The sequence below is a fragment of the Actinoplanes sp. NPDC051633 genome, from assembly GCF_040681735.1.
GTDB lineage: Bacteria > Actinomycetota > Actinomycetes > Mycobacteriales > Micromonosporaceae > Actinoplanes.
The window spans coordinates 1-1,267 of the sequence record NZ_JBFAZH010001678.1 but is presented as its reverse complement, the minus strand read 5'-3'; the positions used below and the strand labels follow the sequence as shown (position 1 = coordinate 1,267).

Here is a 1,267-nt window from a genome sequence, read left to right as displayed (position 1 = left end):
GTATAATGATGTTTTTTTTAATTATTTTTTTTTTGTATTTTAAACTTTAACTTTTATTTTAATTATAAAAATATTAATCGATTTTAATATATTGACCTCCCAATACGCCGCGAGCATGAAAGCGACCGCGAACAGCAGCCTGGACGCCCGCTTCCCGGTGGACGTCACCGTGTCGATGTTCGACGGGCCGCTGCCGGACCGGGCCGTCACCGACGTCGCCGGGGTGGCCGGGATAACGACGGCCGTCGGCGTGCGCTCCGCCCGGGTGCGGTTCGACGCCGGCCTCGACCCCGCCGCGTTGCGGGTGCTCGGTCCCGACGCCAAGGCTCTGGGCCTGCTGTCGGAGCCGCGCCCGGCGATCGCCGACGACGTGCTCCTGGCCGACCCGTACCTGTTGGAGGACCGCGGCGTCCGCGACGGCACCGTCGCCACCCTCACCGGGCCGGCTGGTGCGGTGCGGCTGCCGGTCCGGGGTGACCATCTCGCACCGGCCGACTCGCTCATCGTCGCACCCACCGTGCTGCGCCGCCTGGCCCCGGACGCGCCGATCGGCAGCGTATGGGCGCAGGCCGCACCCGACGCGGACATCACCGCACTGCGCTCCGCCCTGCGTACCGTCGCGGCCCCGATCACCGGTGCCGAGGTGGGCGGCGGGCTGACGGGCAAAGCCCTGTACGGGGAACTGCTCGACCGGCTGCTGATGATCAGCACGATGCTGCTCGCGGTCGCGGTGCTGATCGCGCTCGTCGGTGTCGGCAACACCCTCGGCCTGTCGGTGCTGGAGCGCACCCGCGAGTCGGCGCTGCTTCGCGCCCTCGGCCTACAGCGCCGCCAACTGCGCTGGATGCTCGCCGTCGAAGCCGTTCTGCTGAGCATCGCCGGGACCGCCGTCGGCGCGGCGGCGGGCATGTTCTTCGGCTGGGTCGGCACCCACGCCATCAGCAACGAGCTCAACTTCTCGTCGGTCCGGTTCGCGATGTCACCGGCGCAGACGGTGGCGGTCGCGGCCGTGGCCGTCGCCGCGGGGATGATCGCCTCGGTGCTGCCCGGGCGCCGCGCCGCCCGCGCCGTTCCGGTCGACGCTCTCGCCGACACCTGACCGTGTCCGTTTCAGAGATCTCGGACGCCGACCGTCTGCTCCCCGGTGCGCTCCCCCGTCGGCCGGAAACCCAGCTTGACGTAGAACTCCTCCGGCCCGCCGGGGCGAGGTTCCCAGGAGACGTACGCCCGGCTCGCCCCGCGGGTACGGATCTCCTGGCACACCGCC

The 1,267-nt window shown here is 68.7% G+C and carries 1 protein-coding gene and 1 pseudogene; one reads left to right on the top strand and one right to left on the bottom strand.

Annotated features, from left to right (window positions below):
- Positions 1-115: 115 nt before the first annotated feature.
- Positions 116-1,099, top strand: a complete 984-nt coding sequence (locus AB0M20_RS44260) for an ABC transporter permease (protein ID WP_364307557.1) — start codon at positions 116-118, stop codon at positions 1,097-1,099.
- 11 nt (positions 1,100-1,110) lie between these two features.
- Here the strand turns inward: AB0M20_RS44260 and AB0M20_RS44255 are convergent.
- Positions 1,111-1,267: pseudogene (locus tag AB0M20_RS44255) on the bottom strand (GNAT family N-acetyltransferase); the annotation flags it as partial.

Bases quoted from the DNA above. Each gene is read 5' to 3' on its own strand.
- AB0M20_RS44260 (WP_364307557.1), top strand. From the start codon at position 116: ATGAAAGCGACCGCGAACAGCAGCCTGGACGCCCGCTTCCCGGTGGAC.